This is a genomic window from Paraburkholderia sp. J67 (assembly GCF_905220265.1).
Taxonomy (GTDB): Bacteria; Pseudomonadota; Gammaproteobacteria; order Burkholderiales; family Burkholderiaceae; genus Paraburkholderia.
Genome location: NZ_CAJMZK010000005.1, coordinates 1 through 17,272 on the forward strand (window position 1 = coordinate 1; position 17,272 = coordinate 17,272).

General features: G+C 60.0%; 19 protein-coding genes and 1 pseudogene. 6 read left to right on the plus strand and 14 right to left on the minus strand.

Annotated elements, in window-relative coordinates:
* Together U5782_RS11680 and catA are read left to right on the plus strand one after the other, a co-directional pair.
* A partial coding sequence (locus tag U5782_RS11680; RefSeq protein ID WP_322044316.1) for a muconolactone Delta-isomerase family protein occupies positions 1-85 on the plus strand: 85 nt, incomplete at its 5' end.
* A 58-nt stretch (positions 86-143) separates the two neighbouring features.
* Positions 144-1,079: a catechol 1,2-dioxygenase gene (catA, locus tag U5782_RS11685; RefSeq protein ID WP_322043978.1), complete on the plus strand. Its 936-nt coding sequence runs from the start codon at positions 144-146 to the stop codon at positions 1,077-1,079.
* Between the two features lie 649 nt (positions 1,080-1,728).
* Here the strand turns inward: catA and U5782_RS11690 are convergent.
* From U5782_RS11690 to U5782_RS11720, 7 genes and pseudogenes are all read right to left on the minus strand, one after another.
* Entirely contained in the window at positions 1,729-2,214 is a 486-nt protein-coding gene (locus tag U5782_RS11690; protein ID WP_322043979.1) for a lysozyme inhibitor LprI family protein, read from the minus strand.
* Positions 2,198-2,791 (minus strand): lysozyme, encoded by a 594-nt coding sequence (locus U5782_RS11695; protein ID WP_322043980.1) that lies wholly within the window; start codon positions 2,789-2,791, stop codon positions 2,198-2,200. Before U5782_RS11695 ends, U5782_RS11690 begins: the two co-directional genes overlap by 17 nt.
* The gene (locus tag U5782_RS11700; RefSeq protein ID WP_322043981.1) at positions 2,792-3,307 is read right to left on the minus strand and encodes a PAAR domain-containing protein; all 516 of its coding nucleotides are present in this window, start codon (positions 3,305-3,307) and stop codon (positions 2,792-2,794) included.
* Between the two features lie 2 nt (positions 3,308-3,309).
* Positions 3,310-3,840: a PAAR domain-containing protein gene (locus U5782_RS11705; protein ID WP_322043982.1), complete on the minus strand. Its 531-nt coding sequence runs from the start codon at positions 3,838-3,840 to the stop codon at positions 3,310-3,312.
* Between the two features lie 549 nt (positions 3,841-4,389).
* Positions 4,390-4,752, minus strand: coding sequence for a PAAR domain-containing protein (locus U5782_RS11710; RefSeq protein ID WP_322043983.1), 363 nt, complete (start codon positions 4,750-4,752; stop codon positions 4,390-4,392).
* Between the two features lie 307 nt (positions 4,753-5,059).
* Positions 5,060-5,502, minus strand: a pseudogene (locus U5782_RS11715) (transposase); the annotation flags it as partial.
* Positions 5,503-5,530: 28 nt separating this feature from the next.
* Complete coding sequence (locus U5782_RS11720) at positions 5,531-6,931, minus strand: MFS transporter (protein ID WP_322043984.1); 1,401 nt, start codon at positions 6,929-6,931, stop codon at positions 5,531-5,533.
* A 351-nt stretch (positions 6,932-7,282) separates the two neighbouring features.
* On the opposite strand from U5782_RS11720, the gene U5782_RS11725 reads away from it, so the two are divergent.
* Entirely contained in the window at positions 7,283-8,395 is a 1,113-nt protein-coding gene (locus U5782_RS11725) for a porin (RefSeq protein ID WP_322043985.1), read from the plus strand.
* Here the strand turns inward: U5782_RS11725 and U5782_RS11730 are convergent.
* Together U5782_RS11730 and U5782_RS11735 are read right to left on the minus strand one after the other, a co-directional pair.
* Entirely contained in the window at positions 8,392-9,459 is a 1,068-nt protein-coding gene (locus tag U5782_RS11730; protein ID WP_322043986.1) for a LysR family transcriptional regulator, read from the minus strand. The genes U5782_RS11725 and U5782_RS11730 overlap by 4 nt on opposite strands.
* On the minus strand, positions 9,456-10,436 hold the full coding sequence (locus U5782_RS11735; RefSeq protein ID WP_322043987.1) for an AraC family transcriptional regulator: 981 nt from the start codon (positions 10,434-10,436) through the stop codon (positions 9,456-9,458). Before U5782_RS11735 ends, U5782_RS11730 begins: the two co-directional genes overlap by 4 nt.
* A 184-nt stretch (positions 10,437-10,620) precedes the next feature.
* Here U5782_RS11735 and U5782_RS11740 point away from each other — a divergent pair, with 184 nt between their 5' ends.
* Together U5782_RS11740 and U5782_RS11745 are read left to right on the plus strand one after the other, a co-directional pair.
* Positions 10,621-11,733: an NAD/NADP-dependent octopine/nopaline dehydrogenase family protein gene (locus tag U5782_RS11740; RefSeq protein WP_322043988.1), complete on the plus strand. Its 1,113-nt coding sequence runs from the start codon at positions 10,621-10,623 to the stop codon at positions 11,731-11,733.
* Positions 11,730-12,737, plus strand: coding sequence for a 3-hydroxybutyryl-CoA dehydrogenase (locus U5782_RS11745; protein ID WP_322043989.1), 1,008 nt, complete (start codon positions 11,730-11,732; stop codon positions 12,735-12,737). Before U5782_RS11740 ends, U5782_RS11745 begins: the two co-directional genes overlap by 4 nt.
* 56 nt (positions 12,738-12,793) lie before the next feature.
* Here the strand turns inward: U5782_RS11745 and hpaC are convergent, their stop codons facing one another.
* Positions 12,794-13,327, minus strand: a complete 534-nt coding sequence (gene hpaC / locus U5782_RS11750; protein ID WP_322043990.1) for a 4-hydroxyphenylacetate 3-monooxygenase, reductase component — start codon at positions 13,325-13,327, stop codon at positions 12,794-12,796.
* 358 nt (positions 13,328-13,685) lie between these two features.
* Here hpaC and U5782_RS11755 point away from each other — a divergent pair, with 358 nt between their 5' ends.
* Positions 13,686-14,321: a response regulator transcription factor gene (locus tag U5782_RS11755; RefSeq protein ID WP_322043991.1), complete on the plus strand. Its 636-nt coding sequence runs from the start codon at positions 13,686-13,688 to the stop codon at positions 14,319-14,321.
* A gap of 80 nt (positions 14,322-14,401) precedes the next feature.
* On the opposite strand, the gene U5782_RS11760 is transcribed toward U5782_RS11755, so the two are convergent.
* From U5782_RS11760 to U5782_RS11775, 4 genes are read right to left on the minus strand one after another with little or no spacing between them, the layout of a single operon-like run.
* Positions 14,402-15,145 carry an SDR family NAD(P)-dependent oxidoreductase gene (locus U5782_RS11760; RefSeq protein WP_322044317.1) on the minus strand — a complete coding sequence of 248 codons (744 nt, stop codon included), beginning with the start codon at positions 15,143-15,145 and terminating at the stop codon, positions 14,402-14,404.
* A gap of 46 nt (positions 15,146-15,191) precedes the next feature.
* Entirely contained in the window at positions 15,192-16,325 is a 1,134-nt protein-coding gene (locus U5782_RS11765; protein ID WP_322043992.1) for an amidase, read from the minus strand.
* The gene (locus tag U5782_RS11770; protein ID WP_322043993.1) at positions 16,322-16,861 is read right to left on the minus strand and encodes a nuclear transport factor 2 family protein; all 540 of its coding nucleotides are present in this window, start codon (positions 16,859-16,861) and stop codon (positions 16,322-16,324) included. Before U5782_RS11770 ends, U5782_RS11765 begins: the two co-directional genes overlap by 4 nt.
* Positions 16,862-16,870: 9 nt before the next feature.
* Entirely contained in the window at positions 16,871-17,242 is a 372-nt protein-coding gene (locus U5782_RS11775; protein WP_322043994.1) for a hypothetical protein, read from the minus strand.
* Positions 17,243-17,272 lie beyond the last annotated feature (30 nt).

The window sequence follows — 17,272 nt, forward strand, 5'->3', positions numbered from 1 at the left end:
CGCGCTGCCGCTGTTCCCGTACATGAAGATTTCGGTGACGCCGCTGTGTCGCCACCCGTCGTCGATCCGCGACGACGACGCCTGAGTTCCGTAGAGCCGTTCAGAGCGATTTTCCCCAAAATACACGTGTGGAGACACAAGATATGAGCGTCAAAGTATTCGAAACGACCGAAGTCCAGGATCTGTTGAAAGCCGCAGCGAATCTCGACGGCAACAACGGCAACGCCCGTTTCCAGCAGATCGTGCATCGCCTGCTGGGCGATCTGTTCAAGGCCATCGACGACCTCGACATCACGCCCGATGAAGTGTGGGCGGGCGTCAACTATCTGAACAAGCTCGGTTCGGACGGCGAAGCGGCGCTGCTCGCGGCAGGCCTCGGTCTGGAAAAATACCTCGACATCCGCATGGATGCCGAAGATAAGGCCGTGGGCCTGGACGGCGGCACGCCGCGCACGATCGAAGGTCCGCTCTATGTGGCCGGCGCGCCGGTACGTGAAGGCGTCTCGAAGATAGACCTCAATGAAGACGCCGATGCTGGCCCGCTCGTGATTCGCGGCACGGTCAAGGGCACCGACGGCAAGCCTGTTGCAAACGCCGTGGTCGAATGCTGGCACGCCAATTCGAAGGGCTTTTACTCGCACTTCGATCCGACCGGCGCGCAGACCGCCTTTAATCTGCGCGGCGCGGTCAATACCGGCCCGGACGGTCAATACGAGTTCCGAACGCTCATGCCGGTGGGTTACGGCTGCCCGCCGCATGGCTCCACACAGCGCCTGCTCAATGGTCTGGGCCGTCACGGCAATCGTCCCGCTCATGTCCACTTCTTCGTCACGAGCGACAGCCATCGCAAGCTCACCACGCAGTTCAATATCGAAGGCGATCCGCTGATCTGGGACGACTTCGCTTACGCCACGCGTGAAGAGTTGATTCCGCACGTTGTCGAGAAAACCGGTGGCGCCGCGCTTGGCCTCAAGAACGATGCGTACAAGTCGATCGAGTTCAACGTCACGCTCACGCCGTTCGTGCAGGGCAAGGACAATCAGATCGTGAACCGTTTGCGCGCCGCCGCTACGGCTTGATCGAAGCTGGAAGAGCAGATGCGAGTGAGCGCAGCGTAGAGTCCAACTCGCATCCGATACATAAAAAAACGCCGTCGCAAACGGTCCGTCAATCGACGGGCTTTTTTTTTCACGCTCCTTTCCGCTAACCACTGCGCCGCCGCCTCAGTGATGCGGGTCACGCGCGCCCCCATACGGGTTTCAATCGGCCCTTCGCCGAACGATCTACGCGCCTGGATCGGGCGCGCCTATCGCCAGGGCTTCGAGACGGGCACGCATCCGACGCCCTCATATCGCAAGGCGCATCTGCTGGCCTTGTACTGGATACGCGAACATGCAAATGCAAGGGAGCCGCAACCATGAACGACGTTCAACCGCGATCGTGCGCGACGTGCGGGCATTGCCCCGCCAAAGGCGTGACCGGCCTCGCACCAATGTGCTTTCATCCGCGGTCCCCGCGCCATGTGGCCTTGGATTATCCCTGGACGTGCGAGCGTATGCGCAGCATGCAAGGCGCGTGCGGACCTGACCGGCGACTATGGGAATTGCGCGAAGCGTGCAATGATGCGCGGCCATCGTGGCCCGTTCGCGCGTGGCGGGCGATCGCGCTGCGCTGTGGGCTGGCGTAGGCGCGCAAATGAAAAGCCCCGCCCAAACGGGGAGGGCTTAATTAGTCATCGTTGGGTTTAGTCAATTCATCAAACCTGTTTTTCGAAATCCTGGCCATGCAATCCCAGAAATTGACAAATCGCAAAGATGCTTGGCCTATAGAATAGGTATTAGAATAGCAATCGTTATCGCGGTATAGCGACCAGTTTAATTGCGCTTTCTTGAAAAATGGGAGTGCGGCGGGCTCTCCGTACTGCGCATTCTCCTTGTCATCTTCTTTTAGAATCTTCTCAACTTCTGAAATCCGCTTATTCAGAGCTTCCGCCGCCCCCTCGTATCGAAATTGAGCGCAAGCGGATAAATCCATTGTGCTCAATCTTTCACTCTTGCATATGGCAGTGATTTGATCGCGATTTTTTCCAGAAAAATACGCACTTGTAGGCCTCGCCTTCTTGTAGTCAAATGCGGAGCCATATATTGAAGATGAAGCGTGAGCGGCGCTTGAAATTGCAAATAGAATAATAAATAATTTAATGGTGCGCATCATAATTTCCCGTTTCGAATAGACGTGCTTCAAGCCGACGACGCCAAGGGATTCGAGTTGCAATAAACGCGCGTATCACATCGCGCATTCTGTCATACTCACCCGCATTGAGATAGCCAGCTAAATGACCGGATCGACTCTCAGGCCACGGATCGCCGTCGTGATGGCTTGGTCCGGTAGTGTAAAGAGTTGAAACAAGTGCATCGTATTCGTATTGATAGAGAGCCACTCTAACATCCCTATTGATCGCCGTTTCAGCCTGGCGAATATTAACGGCAAAAAACTCTCTACAACGTTCTACTGAAACAACATCCCCCATCCTCAGATGGTCTTGCGGCAACACCTTATGCCCGAGACCGACAGTAGGATTTCCATATCCGTCGTCATAGACCTTTAAGATAAACCCATCAACAACGGGTTTTCCTTGAAATGTTCCGTTGAGTATGCCGCTTTCGCATACAGCCATGAAGGAATAACCCTGATTCGAAAGCTTCCACGGCTTGCAAAGACGCCCTGTTTGAGCGAATACGCAGGAATTAGGATCAGTGTTCGTTACCGATGTTGCAAGTGCATCAGGCATTCAAGTCTCCTTTCTGTGACCACGGTAGATTTTGATAGATAGCGCGCCATCGGTTTGATAGCGCGCCGTGCGGCCCTGTGAATCCGTTACGCCGTGGCGCAGTTCACCAGAAGGCAAACGCGCGGTGTAGTAGGTATCGGCGAGCGGTGCCCTTCGTGCGTCAGTGAGCACATATTGTTCGTCGTAGGTTTTCACCTTGATCGGCTTCGCGGGAGTAGCGGCCTGCTTTGCCTCCTGTTTTTCCGAATAGAAAGCGTTTGACCCGCCATATGCAAAGACGATGTTATTCCCACATGGACATAGAACGCGGTCGCCGTCTTTGACCATCGGATAGCCTTCATCCATCCAGCCGCCAGCGGTGCCGTAAATCTCCCATGCTCCCTTGCAGGTTCCGCACGTCGCCTTGTTGCCCTTACGGGCGTACATCTTGCCCCGCTCGTCATCCAAGCCGCTACGGCCAATCACTTCGCCGCCCGTTGACGTGCGGTCTCCGTCTGTTACCAGTCGATCAAACATGGCTACTCCTCCCGATGGCCAAGGTACACGGCGACGGTTCGCGCGTCGCTTGTCGCGTGTCGCGCAGTGCGACCACTCGCATCCGTACTCCCGTGGATGAGCGATCCATCGGATAGGCGTAGCGTGTAGTACGTATCGGCTAACGCCTGGCCATCGCCGCCATGCAATAAAAACTGTTCGTCATAGATTAGGGCGAGAGGCGTGGGTGTCGCCGCATTTTCGGTAGTTGGCCTTGCCTCATTCTCGCCGGGGAGCCGATGATAAAAACACTTGGCATCCGGGCCAGCAATGGCGCGGTTTTTTTCGCACGGGCATAGCACGTTGTCACCCTGGAGAACAACGGGTATGCCGTTATTGCTCATCCTGTAGCCGGTGCCGACGATAGGCCACGTTCCCTCGCAATTGCCGCATGTTGCACGATCGTCATGCAATGCAATCGTCTTGCCATCGTCGCTGATACCTTTGCGCGTGGCATGCACCTGGCCGCCCGTGGTTGTTGGATCGCCATCTCTCACAACAGGGATTCGCATCATGCCTCCCTGTGTCCGAGATAGAGCGCGATATGTTCCGCGCCGTCGGTTCGATGTCGCATCGTTCGGCCCGCATTGTCTGTCTCACCGTGCGAAGTAGAACCGTCCGCATAGCGCACCGTGTAATAGGTATTGGATAAGGGGCGGCCAATACCGTCGATTAGCGCGAACTGGTCATCATGGATGGGTATTTGCGAATCCGTAACGCTAGTCGATCGGGCGCTTTCCGCGATGGCCGATGCGCCGGTTTTCACCGCGCACCAGGATTCGCCCGCGAGTCTGGCCGTAATGCGGGGCGGCGTGGAACATTTGCAGAGAACGATATCGCCATCTAGTGCGTTATCCGTTCCATCAATATTCCATCGCTACGCCTCGCCGTTTTTCACAATCCGGCCCGCGCTTCTGCAAGTTTCGCAAAACGCTTCCTTTCCGAGCAACGCGGTTTTATGTCCGTGATACGTGGATGAGAATCTTTGTTCATAATCTAAAATCCGTCCGCCGCCGCTCAACTCATCGCCTACAACTGCAATTCGCCGCATCATGTTGTTCCCCTTACCGACGCGACAAAACGTTGCCGTGTTGATCGACAGGAACAAGGCCCCTAGCAGTGGTTACGTCGCGATGCGGGCTATCGTTGATGGTATCGCCACTATCCAGGATGATGCTATCTCCGTTGCTAAGCGAACTGCCGACAAGGGCGACGGGACGGTTATTAATCGTCATGGCAAACCAGGCGCCGTCCATAATCACCGTTTCGCTACCGTCGCGATACGTCACGACATCGCCAACGCGCGCGATTGCGAGACCGCAATAGGCGCTCCTGGAACCGGTCGTTACGCATTCGCCGCGCGCCGTGCGTGCGCCGATCGTTGCGAATGCATACATCTTGCATTTGCGTTTCTGCTGATCCGCCATTGTCCTATCTCCTTGAAGTCAACGAAAACGACCGGCTCGACACGGCAACCGGATACGCGCAGCGCGCTCGCGCCGCTAACTTCTCAGTGAACTGCGAATTGGATTTCAGAAGTATCAGATTCGACTGAATTTAAGGGATGAATCTAAATTCTGGCGGACGGAAAACTTCGCCCTCGAACGAATTCCGAGCCGTGCGGCGATGCGCCTGATTTGACATTCGACAAAAATGTCTAATATCGCGAATTATTCGGACACTCGGAAAGTGTCCAGAATTTATGCGAACCCGCCCCAATACGGCTAATGCCGTTCAGTTAAGGTCTTTTTTAAGGTGCCGAACGGAGTAGCGCGAAGGACGAGACTTGACGACCCGGTCGCATGTGCGGCCGGGTCGCTTTTCATTGGGAAGAGACTTGAGTCGCTCCCGCAGACGCCGAAGGCAGACGGGTAGTTTTGCGTAGGCCGGCGTGAGGGCTGCCCACATCATTTCGTGCTGAATGGTATGGAACGCTCGAACGAAGCTGATATCGGTTGGTGCGAGCTTCGCTTCCCATGCGGCGCTAGCGATCTCGCGGCGAATCAGGTTGTAGGCGATCAACGCTCCCCAGATTTCCTGATACACCCCTTCGACGGTACGACTGCGCAAGGTCAACTCAGACCCAGCATTGGCTGCTTGAGCTCCCCGAAACTGGTTTCGATTTGCAAGCGGCGCTCGTAGCAGCCAACGATATCGGCAGGTTTGAACCGTTTGCGACGGCGCTTTTCCTTTTGGACTATCGATTCAATGCGTCATCGCACCCAGTTTCGACGCGTCGATATCACGCTCCCTCGCGCTATCAGTCCCGGCCTGTTCGCGGGCAAGCGACTGACGATAATGTCGGCAACCCAGACCCAGCAGCACAACGGCCAGCGATGCCGCGCAGCCATTCACGATCGACACCGAATGTCCGACGGCAAGCGGCGAAGCAAACACTTTATCGGTAAACAGGGCGACGATCGTCGTGCCAAGCCCCAAAGCGAGCAGGTTCTGAATGAGCAGGAATAACGCGGAAATCTGCGCGCGGAGCTGATTGGGCGCGAGTGTCTGCATGGCGGCGGTGGAAGTCGGCATCGGGAACGACGCGAAGAACATCGCGACGACCAGCACGGCCAGTGACCCATGAAGGCTCGGCATCTGCGTGAACAATGCGGCGGGCAAGAGCATGCAAGCAGCACCGATACAACTCGCGCGCATCGGTGCGTCCTGGTAGCCGCGTCGCAGCAACCAGTCATTGAACCAGCCTCCGCAGAACACCCCAGCTGTATTCGCGACCAGCAGCACCGTGCCGAGCGTGTACCCCGCTTGCACCGGCGTGAGACCGAAATGGCGAATATAGAACGCAGGCGTCCAGCTCATCAACGAGAACAAGGTCATCGCGTAGAACGAAAAGCCGAAGTAGTGGCAGCCAAACGTGGCGCGATGACGGAACACGAAGCGTAGCGCATCCGCGGTCGTCATTCGCACGGCGCTACCGCTGCCATCCTGCGCCAGGCCCTTGCGCTGCGGATCACGCACGGTGAGCAGCACCAGCAGCGCCACAACGAGGCCGGGCAAGCCGACAATAAAAAACGTCATCTGCCACGGATGAATCTGCCCAAAGAGCGGCACGGCGAATGAAGACGCGTGCTTGAGCAGCGCGATCACATAGCCGCCGACGAGAAATGCCACGCCGCCGCCAATAAACGAGCCGAGCGAATACACGGCAATCGCACGCCCCAGCTTCTCTTTCGAGAAATAGTCCGCGAGCATCGAATAGGCAGCCGGTGAAAGCGCCGCCTCGCCAATGCCGACGACCATGCGCGAGACGAACATCTGCACGAAATTCTGACTGACGCCGCATGCCGCGGTGGCGACGCTCCAGATTGCGATGCCCACGGAAATCAGGCGTGGCCGCGCGTAGCGGTCGGCGAGAAAGGCAATCGGCAGTCCCATGAGTGCGTAGAACAGGGAGAACGCGAAACCGCTTAGCAGACTGAATTGCGTGTCGCTGAGCATCAGGTCGCGTTTGATCGGCTCGATCATCAGCACGAGCACCTGGCGGTCGATAAAGGAAAACACATACGCAAGCATGCAGACGATCACGACATACCATGCGTAGGCGTCGCGTCTGCGGGGACGAGCGGCGGCCGCCGTAGTGGTCATACGAATTCTCCAAGGGGGCGTTGAGGTATCCGGTGCGGCGAGCACGCGAACGGTATAGGCAAACGAAAGCAATGTATCCAGCCAAAATCCCATTACAAATGGGGAGCATCACCCCGGCGATAGTGAGTTTCCCTTGGAGAAGTAAAGAAAACACCCATACGCGCATGCATGAAACGTGTGCAAAGGCTTGTGGGAAGGCGATTCGCAGCCATCCGCGCATGCGATCTATAAGCGTTATAGAGAGCGTTTAATCGACCTGGAAATTTGGTCTTCCTAGACTCGCTACGCCATACGGATAAATGCCGCCCTTTTTGGGTAGCGCCGATTTCGGGTCATTCAATCAAGACACAGATGAAACTTCACTCTCTTCAACGCCTTTCGGTCGCGGCATGCGGTGCTGCACTTCTGCTTCCCGCGGTCGCTCTCGCGCAATCGAGCATTACCTTGTACGGGCGCATCGATACCTCGCTCGAATACACGAACTTCGGCCCGAACCACGTTGTGCGCATGGGAACCGGCAATCTGTTTGCGACCGAATGGGGCATGAAAGGGGTCGAAGATCTGGGCGGCGGCTATGCAGCGATCTTCAAGCTCGAAAACGGCTTTAATTCGGCGAACGGCGCCTTCTCCAATAACGGCGCCATGTTTGGCCGCGAGGCATGGGTGGGGCTTACGAGCCCTTACGGCGGCATGCAGATCGGCGAGCTTTACACGATTCTGCACACGGTGTTAGTGACCTACGCGCTGCCGGGTTATGGCGCGGGTCTCGAATGGGGCAACGCCACCAATAACTTCGTCGGGCCTGCGTATCTGCGCGTGCACAATGCAGTGCGTCTGACTTCGGCGCAATGGAATGGATTCATGCTGCGCGCGATTGCTGCGCGCGGCGCCAACGGCGCGAGTGGCCAACCGGCAACGCTCGGCGACAGCTATGGCGCAGGCCTGAATTACGCGCGTGGTCCGGTGTCGCTCGATATCGCGTGGATGGAGCAGAAGTTCAGCCCGGTCGCGGCCGCCTCGTTGAATACGGAAAGCCCCACGGCGCAGGGCAATTATTTCGTGGCGGGCGCGTCGTATGACTTTGGCTGGGCCAAACTGGCGGGGCTGTATCTGCGTCACCGCGGTGGACCGGACGTGCAGACGGCTGTGGACTCGTTGAGTGCGTACCCGCATCACGATGTGTACGAAATCGACGCCACGGTGCCGCTCGGTCGCGCGAAGCTGCTCGCCAGCTACGGCCACTATCGCAAGACCGGCGATAGCGACGGTAACGCCGACTCGTACGCGCTGCGCCTCGACTATCCGCTTTCGAAGCGCACCGTGCTCTACACGGGCGCGGCGATGGTGCGCAATGGCAGCCACGCATCGTTTACGATCAATGGCGCGGGCGGGGGCGGCGTGGCGGTCGCGAAGGCGGGCGCAACCGCGAGTTCGCTCGTGGCAGGCATGCTCGTCTCGTTCTAGTCGTCGAGGTCGCTAACGTCGCTCATGTCGCCGACTTCGCTGTAATCCGCACACGGCGACGCGAGCCACGTATCGAACGGCTCGCGCTCGCCGATGCCGAACAGTTCGACCAGCAGCGCGCGCAGCCAGCGATGACCGGGGTCGGCATCGAAGCGCCGATGCCAGTAGGCATTCACGCTCCAGCTTTGCGCGTCGGCGATCTCGTGAATTGCACAGGCGTGCTGCGCCGCGAAGCTGAGTGCGATGGTGCGTGGCACGATGGCCGCGTAATCGGCACTGCGCAGCAGCGAGGGCAGCACGAGAAAGTCGGGCAGCGACGCGCGCACGCGCGGCATGAGTTCGTGGCGCTCCAGCAGAGTCATCGACTGCGGATGCGACATCACCGCAACCAGCCGCAAACCGGCGGGCGCGCGTGCGTCGAGTACGAAGTCTTCCGCAAGGCCGAGCCGGCGATTCGCGGCTTCGGAGAGAATCAGCACGCAGCGTTCGCTCAACAACTCCGTGCGCTGAAAATGTTCGGATGCCTGATTGAAATGGCCGATGGCGAAATCGATCTTGCCCGCTTCCAGCGCGACATTGAGTTGTTGTTCGTCCAGATGCAGCGTTTCCACCACGGCGCCCGGGGCACGCGTATCCAGTGCGCCCAGCAGGGTCGGCAAACAGGCGCTCGCCGCGAAATCGTTCATATGCAGGCGAAAGACGCGCTCGGTCGTTTCAGGTGTGAAGCTTGCGCCATCGTCCAGCACGTCCTGAAGAATGGCGAGCGCCTTGTCGACCGAAGCCGCAAGGCGTCGTGCGCGCGGCGTGGGCTCGACGCCCTGCCCGGTGCGCACGAATAGTGCGTCGCGAAACATGAGGCGCAGCCGCCCGAGCCCGTAGCTGACCGAAGGCTGCGTGACGCCCAGGTTCAGTGCTGCGCGTCCGACGTGCTTCTCCTGATACACGGCGCGGAACGTCTTCAACAGGTTGAGATCGAGGTCCTGCACGCGTAGCGCGGCTGAATGCGCGAGCGGGGCACCCGGGGCGCTTGCCGCCGGCGTCGTATCGTTGATCGTGTGATTCATACCGACCGCCCGCGCGTGACCGAGGGCGCCTGGCCATAGCGGCGCACGTAGGCTTTCGTGAAATGCCCAAAGCTCTGCACGCCGCAGGCCAGCATCGTTTGCGCGACGCTGGCCTGCGGATCGTGCGTGAGCCTGGCGTGGACGGCTTCCAGCCGGCGCTCGCGCACATAGGCGGCAGGCGACTGGCCGACAAATTGGGCAAAGCCATTCTGCAAGGTGCGCGGCGAGACACCCGCTGCGCGCGCGAGCACGGCTAGCGTGAGCGGCGTGTCGAGATGCGCGTCGATATGGTCCCGCGCGCGGCGCACATGGGCGGGCAACGGTGTGCGCGTGTCGCTGCGGATGAGTGCGTCGCTATGCGAGTGCGGTAGTTGTGTCAGCAGCATGGTCATGAGCCACTGTGTGAGATCGCCGCCGAACAGCGTTGCAGCGCTCGCGCCATCGCACTGGGCGTGCATCCGATGCAGATGCCCCAGCGTTTCGCGCACGATACCGGCGCCGCGATGCGCGGCATCGACGCTCATCGCAAAGCGCAAAGGCGTGCGTGGCGTCGCTTGCAGCAAGTCCGCGAGTTTGTGTTCGAGGGCATTGCGCTCGATACGCAGCAACAGGCTGCGGCAGTCGCTGCTCGTTTCGATGCGGCTTGCGCGCGCGGGCGACGATACGCTGATCGCACCTCGTGTGACCGCCGCGTGTTCCCGACCCGAGCTCAATTCGCACGCGCCTGCGAGTGTGAGGCGAAACAGGAATTGTCCGGCACTCCCCGCGAAATCAATACGCGTGGCGCGCCCATAGCTCAGTTCCGCGAGGCCGCCGTGGGCGAGGGCGACGTCGTAAAGCTCGGCGTTCAACGGCTCGCGTCCCTGGGCCTGCATGCTGTGCGGGCCGAGCAGACGCGCGACGGTACGTTCGACATCGGCGTGCGCGTGCGTGGCGTGAAGGAGATTGGGGTTCATGCGGGATATCGCGGGAGTCATAAGCCAGTCTCTTCGATGGGGCGTGCTTGCGGGATCCATGATCTGCGAGAAAAAAAGCGTGCGCAACCAGGGCTTGCCGGATTCTGACTGGTGTTGCGTGAATTGAAGCGACAGCGTGGCGCGCAGCGCGTAATTTCGTCCTGGTGCAATTGAAGCGCTGAGTGCGCGAAACAGGAGAAAAACCATGAAGGTCTGCGTTCTGGGTGGTGGGCACGGCTGTCACGCTGCGGCGATCGATATGCTTGAAAAAGGCCACGACGTAAGCTGGTGGCGGCGCGATCGCGAAGCGGCGCAAAGGCTGCTCGCGCTCGGCGAACTCGAAGCGCAGGATTGGCGCGGCACTCGCCGCGTGCCGCTGGCGTCGGCGCGCACACCCGGCGCGATTGCTATCGTCGACGAGCTCGCAAAGGCGGTGCAGGGCGCGCAACTGATCGTCATTCCTCTGCCCGCCATCACGCATGAATCGCTCGCCGCGCAACTTGCGCCGCTGTTGACGGACGGCCAGGTGCTCTACCTGCCACCCGGCACGTTTGGCAGCATGGTGTTCGCCGATGCACTCGCCGCTGCCGGCAATCGTAGCCGCGTAGCCATCGCCGAAACCGGCACGCTGCCCTATCTGGTGCGCACGCACGGTGCGAATCGCGTTGTGATCAGCGCCTACGCGACGCGCTTGCCGACGGGGGTATTTCCCGCGAACGCTGCAAGTTGGGCCTTCGATATTCTCGAAGCCGCCTATCCGGCTATCGAGCGTATTGAAGATGCGCTGTCCGGGGCGTTGATGAACGCCGGCCCCGTCATTCATCCGCCGCTGATTCTGATGAATGCCGGGCCGCTCGAACACTTCGAAAGCTGGGACATTCACAACGAAGGCACGCAACCGTCGATTCGCCGCGTGACGAATGCACTCGACGCGGAGCGCATGGCGGTACGCGAGGCACTGGGCTATAGCGCGCCTCATTTCCCGCTTGCCGATCACTATGCGAGCGAAGGCGACGAATGGATGTATGGACGCGGCGCGCACGGCAAGCTCACCGATAGCGGCGACTGGCGCGAAAAAATCGATTTGCAGACGCATCGCTATATGCTGGAGGACACGCGACTCGGACTCTCGTTTATCGTTTCGTGCGGGCGTTACGCGGGTGTGCCGACGCCCGTTGCACAAGGCCTGCTTTCGCTGGCCAGCGCAGTGACGGGGCGAGACTTGTATGCGCAGGGGCGCACGCTTGAAGCGCTGGGCCTCGCGTCGCTGCCGCGAGCGGCGTTGCATAAACTGCTCGATAGCGGGGTGCGCACGTGAGCGCGGCACAAGGCATCGATCGCGTGCACATGGTCGGCGCGGGTCGCATGGGCCAGGGCATTGCGCTTGCCGTTGCGTTCGCGGGATTGCGCGCGACGCTCATCGATTTCAAGGTGAGAACGCTCGCAGAGCATGACGCGTTTGTGCAGAAGGCGCGCGCATCGATCGGAGATCAATTGCAGTCGCTCACAGCGCTCGGGCGTTTGACTGCCGATCAGGCCGCGCGCGTGCTGGCCCGCATCGACTTCGTCAACCGTGAAAATGGCTTGACGGCATTGCGCGAGGCGACGCTGGTATTCGAAGCCGTGCCGGAAGTGCTCGATGTGAAAGCCGAAGCATTGCGATGGATGGAAAGCGCGCTGCCTGAACACGCCGTCATTGCGTCGACAACTTCCACGTTTTTGGTCACGCAATTGCAGGCCTTTAGCGCGCGGCCTGGACACATCATCAACGCGCATTGGCTCAATCCCGCCCATCTGATTCCACTCGTTGAGGTCAGCCGCAGCGATGCGACTCACGATGATTCCGTCGCGCTGACGACGGATCTGCTCAAGCGTATCGGCAAGCGGCCGATCGTTTGCGCGCCGTCTGCGGGTTATATCGTGCCGCGTATTCAGGCGCTCGCAATGAACGAAGCGGCGCGCATGGTCGAAGAGGGCGTCGCCAGCGCCGAGGATATCGACACGGCGATACGCACAGGATTCGGGCTGCGCTTCGCGGTGCTCGGCTTGCTCGAATTCATCGATTGGGGCGGTTGCGATATTCTCTATTACGCTTCGCACTATCTCGCGCGCGAAATCGCGCCGCGCTTCGAACCGGCGCAGGCCGTCATCGACAATATGGAGCAAGGCCGCGACGGTCTGCGTACGCGCAGGGGCTTTTACGATTACGCGGATGTCGATGTGCCCGATTACGTGCATCGGCGCGTCCAGTCGTTTGGTGCGCTGCTGGATCATTTAGGGCTTGCGCCTGAGCTGGACGGCGCACTACGCAAGCACGCCTGATACTGCCGACCCCGTTACAAGAAAGCGCCCGCCTGGGCGCTTTTTTTATCGGTTCATCACGCCGCCGCCGGACGCGCGATCCGATGGAAATTCCGGCTGAAATACACCAGCCCGTCGCCATCGCTGCGCACACGAATGCGCGTGGCTTCCACAAACATCACCGAATGGGAGCCCACCTCCTTCATCTCCACGATGTTGCCTTCAATGCTCGCCAGCGCATCGCGCAGGACGGGCACGTCGGAATCGCCATCGGCCCAGCCCGGCAGTGCAAAACGCTCGTCCATCGGCAGCTTAGTGATGCCCGCGAAATGCTTCGCAAGGTCTTCGTGCTCGCCCGGCAGCACGTTGATGCAGACACGTCGATTGCCCTCGAAGGCCGAGTGCATCGCGCTCGACCGGTTGAGGCAAACCAGCACGGTGGGCGGCGAATCGGTCACCGAGCAGACCGCACTCGCGGTGATGCCGCAACGGCCGAAAGCGCCGTCCGTGGTGATTACATTGACGGCCGCCGGGAGGTGAGCCATCGCTTGCCGGAAGTTGGCCCGTGCGTCGTCAACGGGCGTGGATAAGTGCGTGGAAGTGTGTGGCATACGTCAGTTCCGGAAATGGGCGAGAGAGAAGTGATGATGAGCGAGGCGTCGGGTGCGGTGAGCAATCCGCAAGAGCAATATGTTCAGGTTACGCCACGCGATTTTTGAAATGTATCGGCACGAATGCGCGCGTATTAGGCGCTTGTCCCCACCCGTCTAAAGATTTCTTTAGGCTGGGTTCCTGTGCGGGGCGGCTCTCACCTAAGCGCAATACCTGGTTTCCATCAAAATTTCGTTCGGATACGATGATGCGTTCGCGCAAGGCGGGTTTTCTGTTTCTGGCAGCGCCTGCAATCGACCTGTCGAGTCTGGCAGTCACGCGGGTCGAAGCCGCATTAACTTTATTTGGAGAGAGCAGATGACGGTCCCTGCTCAAGTCGTCTATATCGTGGACGATGACAGTGGCATGCGCACCTCGCTTGCGTGGTTACTCGATTCGGTTGGGATTCGCTCGGAGGGGTTTGGCAGCGCGGCGGAATTCCTCGCGGCCTTCAACGCGAAGATACCGGCCTGCCTGATCCTCGACGTGCGCATGCCCGAGCGAAGCGGCTTTGACGTCCAGTCCGAATTGAATCAGCGTGGCGCCACGTTGCCCATCATTTTCGTGAGCGGACACGGCGATATTCCCATGTCGGTTCGCGCCATGCAGAACGGGGCGATCGACTTCGTGGAAAAGCCCTATAACTCGCAGCAGATGCTCGACCGCGTCCAGCGCGCGCTGAAGATTGCCGGCCAGCGTCACGCAGCAGACATGAAGCGCGTCGAGTTGCGGCAGAAAATCCAGTCGCTGACGGCACGCGAGAAAGAGGTGCTGCGTGGGGTGATCGATGGCAAGGGTAGCAAGCGCATCGCCGCCGATCTGGAGATCAGCGTGAAGACGGTTGACGTTCATCGCGCGAGCATCAAGGACAAGCTCGGCGCGGAATCCATTGCGATGCTTGTGCGCGATGTGGTCGCCGTGTGGAATCCCGACGACGGCGCGGAGAAGGTTTGATCAGGTCCTAACGTTCGAGATTGTCAGCCGCGATGAACGAGGCTGACAATCAAGCGCGATCCACGCACCAGGAGCGCGCGTTAGCGCATATACAGGCCGCCGTTGACGTCCCAGCATGCGCCGTTTGCGAAATAGGCCTGGCCCGACGCCAGCAGAATAGCCACATCGGCGACATATTCAGCGTTGCCCAGGCGGCCGACCGGAATGCCCGCAATGACCTTGTCGAGCTTATCCGCCGGAACGCTTTCGTGAACGATGGGCAAATCCAGCGGTCCTGGCGAGATGGCATTCACGGTCACGCCTTTGGCCGCGAGGTCGCGCGCGAATACCTTGGTTAGCGTCAGCGTCCCGCCTTTTGCTGCAGCGTAGTGCGCGCCCGTCGCGGAGCCGCCATTTTGTCCCGCCAACGAGGCGATATTGACGATACGCCCTTCGCCACGATCGGCGAAATACTGGCCGAATACCTGGCAACCGAACAACACGCTTTTTAGATTGACGTTGATGACCTGATCGAATTGTTCGCCGGTGATTTCCATCACGGGAACGACTTTCGATGCGCCAGCATTGTTGATGAGCGCGTCCACCTGGCCCCAGCGCGAGACCACGCTTTTCAACGCGCTGTCGAAGTCCGCCTTCGATGTGACGTCCAGGGGCACGGCAAAAGCGGTCGTACCGTCGGGGCTGAGCGAGGCAGCAACGTCGCGCGCCGCATCGACCGCAAGATCGGCCAAAGCAACGCGATAGCCCGCGGCATGAAATTTCGCTGCAATGGTGGCGCCCAGGCCTCGGGCTGCACCTGTCACGAGCGCGACTCTTGTTGTCATACGGATAAACTCCAGAAAAGTTGGCGCCTTATCGTGCGCTTGATGTTCAGGCGGCCAGCGCGGCCTCGATACGGGAAGCGACGGCGCACACGAGTTCGTCGGCGCCATGCCGGCCGACGATCTGCAAGCCCGCTTTAAGCGTCGTGCCGGGGACGGCAACCGGCAGACTCAGCGCGGGATGCCCGCTGAGATTGAACGGCCGGATCAGCGACGACATGGCGATAACCGATGTCCCGTTGCGCGCCTGTTCCAGCGTGATCGGGAAATCGGGAAGGGTCGGCATGACGAGGACGTCGAGATCCTTCAACGCTTCGTCGACGTTCTGCGTAAAACGCCTTCTTACCTGCTCCGCGCGCGCCACGTCCTCGTCGCTGGTATTGGCCGCCGCCCGTAGCCTTGCCTCAAGGTCAGGCTGAAGATGACCTGTTTCGACGAGATGGCCGAATGCGCGTGAAGTTTCCCGATTGATGATCGAGAGCCCGGCGGTGAATGCATCGGCGAGGCCCGCAAGTTCGAGCGACGTCATCGCAAGTTCGGCCTTGCGCACCGCTGCTTCGACGGCCTCCGAAATATCACGGCGGGCATCGGCACGGACGATGCCGACGCGCGCCGCGGGTGCGCCGTTTTGCGCGACGAGAACGTTGAAACCCTCGCTTATCGCACTCATGGCCAACGCAATCGTACGCATATCGCGTGCGAACGGACCGACGCAATCCAGCGTGCTTTGGGCCGGCGCCACACCGATGCGGGAAACTCGCCCAAACGTGGGTTTCAGTCCGATCACGCCGCAACAGGCAGCGGGTCCGCGTATGGAGCCGCCCGTATCCGTTCCCAGTGCTGCATCGGCCATGCCCGCACCGACCGCAACGGCCGAACCGCTCGACGAGCCTCCCGGAATGCGTGAAGCATCCTGCGGATTGACTGGCGTACCAGTGTATTCATTCATGCCAGTCATGCCGAAGGCAAGCTCGTGCATATTGGCTTTCCCGACGATTTTCCAGCCACGGCCGATCAATCGTTCGACGACCTCCGCGTGATGCTGCGCGGGCGCCACATCGGCGAGCGCGCGGCTCGCGCCGCTGGTTCGATATCCCGCGATATCGATGCTGTCCTTGATGACGATCGTGGGGCTAGCGGGCCCATTGCCGCCGATAGAAAGTTGTTGAAGCAACGCACTCATGCTGAATATTCCTGATCTGACGAGACAAGGGCGGCGCGTGGCTTGACCGACCACGGTGCATCGAACAGGCGCTCCGTCCGGAAATGGGCAATCAACCAGTTATCACCGTCTTCCGATGGAATGAAATCGACCACGAGTCGTGCGCCGATCAACTCCGCGCTACCGTCGATATAGCCGGACGCTTGCATCATGATCCATCGCCCCGTCGCCTGTTTGCCGTCTACGTGAATCGTTTCGGAGGTGACGAAATGAACGTTGGTCGTGAAATGCGGCGTCGGCGGCAAATAGCGCGAGAGCATGGCGACGATCTGCGCGCGGCCGATGGAACGCCCAAAGGTTTGCGCGTAATGCGTGCCGACACCTTCCCAGACGGCGTCTTCGGTAAAAAGCGCGCCCAGCGATTCGCCGTTGAGTACCGCCGCGGGCACATCGCACAAGGCCATGTAGCGCGTGAACGTGTGGCGCACGGCGCGCTCCGCTTCGAGATCGGCGAGCCGTGCTTCTAGTGCCGCAATACGGGCGTCAGCGTCGGTCATGGCATGGCCTCACGCGTTGGCGGCCGGCGGCACGACCAGCTCGCGCCCCACGCGCGCTTCGATCTTGCCGTAGCGCCAGAGGTTGTATTCGCCGACCGGCGTCGTGCGATAGAGGTTGCAGACCGCGGTGACCGTGTCGAAGTCCGCGACATCCGCCATGATGTAAAAGGTCCACGGCGCGCCGTCCGACTGGCCGACGGTGAGGCGGTCGTCATCCATGATGCCGAGCACCTGCACGCCTTCCATCGCGTCGATCGCGGACAACATCTTGCCGTACGCCTGCCACACCGTGCCGATCTGTTCACGCGGCAAGTCGAAAAAGTTCTGGGTGACGCCGCAGCAAAAGAGCACGCGCAGAGGAAGCTTGTTTGTGTTGGTCATGGAGTGTGTCCTGTTGAATCGGAATGAATG